Source organism: Dokdonella sp. (assembly GCF_049593775.1).
Lineage (GTDB): Bacteria > Pseudomonadota > Gammaproteobacteria > Xanthomonadales > Rhodanobacteraceae > Dokdonella.
Window position 1 is genome coordinate 1 of the sequence record NZ_JBAWHJ010000245.1, and the last position, 1,517, is coordinate 1,517.

General features: G+C 60.8%; 1 protein-coding gene. It reads right to left on the reverse strand.

Features of this window, described 5'->3' with window-relative positions; translation table 11 throughout:
• On the reverse strand, positions 1-1,517 hold a 1,517-nt coding region (locus WBP53_RS08745), incomplete at both ends, for an alpha-2-macroglobulin family protein (protein ID WP_423927976.1).

Here is a 1,517-nt window from a genome sequence, read left to right on the forward strand (position 1 = left end):
CGTTTCCCTGGCATTGTCGGCCAGGGTGAGTTTGCGCGTGCCTTTGCCAAGGGCAAGTGGCTTGTCGGCTTCCACGCGCACGTTGAATTCGCGTTCGGCACCCGAGAAATTTTGCAGATCCAGCGAAAGCATCGCCTTGTCGCCGGGGGCCATCACTCGCGGTGTGCTGATCTCCGCAACCAGATCGGCGCGCACGATCGTTTCGGCATCACTGTTGCCATACTGCTCGTCACTGAACACCAGGGCACTGACGCGCAGGGTGCCATTGAAGTCGGGCACCATCAGGTTCACGGTCGCAGTGCCTTGTGCATCCAGCTCAACCGGGCCGGCGAACAGGTCTACGGTTTGTACCTTGGCTGTCGGGCGTCTGGCCTGGGGCAGGGCATCCAGGGCCATGTCACCGCCGTAGCGCAATTTGGCCATGTTGCCGGTGAAGCTCTCGATGACGCGCCCGTAAAGATCATAGGCATCGACACCGAGTCGACGCTGGGCGAAGAACCACTGGTTGGCATCGGGTACCGCGAAGCGCGTGATATTGAGGATGCCGACATCCACGGCCGATACCGTAACCCGTGCCTTCTTGCCGGCCAGTTGCGGCACCTTGATGGTGACCGGCAGTTCGGTTTCCGGTTTCATCAAATCGGTGGCTTCAAGTTGCACGGCCACCTTGCGATCGCTGCGATTCATCGGGATGAACGCTTCGCCCACGGCGCGCGCGGGCGTGATGCGTTCGGCTGCGGAGCCGCCACGGAAAACCAGGGCGGTGAGATAGATGTCGTGCCGTTCCCAGGCTTCGGTGACCGGAATCTCGAATACACTGCCGGCGCGCGCCTCGATGTTGCGGGTGTAGAGCATGTTGTCGGATTCGACAATCAGCACGCCCGGGCCTGAGTGCGGTGGCGTCAAGGTGACCTTGAGCGTGTCGCCGGCGCGATAGCTTTGCTTGTCCAGAGACAGTTTGACCTTGTCCGGCCGCGCTTCGCCACCACGGTTGTCATCGTTCCAGCTCCAGCCTGCCGTAAACGGAAAACGCATCGTGAGGCCGGTTTCCGGATCGACGACTTCGATTCGATAGCCACCCCACTCGACCGGCACATCAAACCGGGTTGCCTTGCCAGCCTCGATGTTGATCTCGCGGGTTTCCGCGTTCTCGTAGCGTTCGGTGTAGTTGAAATGCCAGCCGCCCTCGGCTGCCCATACCCAGTGGTAGTCGCGACGTTCGCGAATCAGGCTGATCTTCAGATTCTGACCGGCAAGCAGGTCACCGGCGGCATTGCTGCGGATCAATTCGAATCCTGCGTTGGCATTCGCACTGGCGCCATCCTTCACGTCAAACAGCGGGCGTATGCCAACCAGTACGTCCGCTGGCCAGATCGAGCGCTTGAGCGTGCGCGTTACCGTTCGTCCGCCTGTTTCGTACAGGCTTCCCGACAGCATCGCGGCAACTGGAGCCGCCTTCTTTTCTTCGAGCAGGGTGATGCGTTCGCTGAGATGTCCCTGGTCATCGAGTTCGGCAT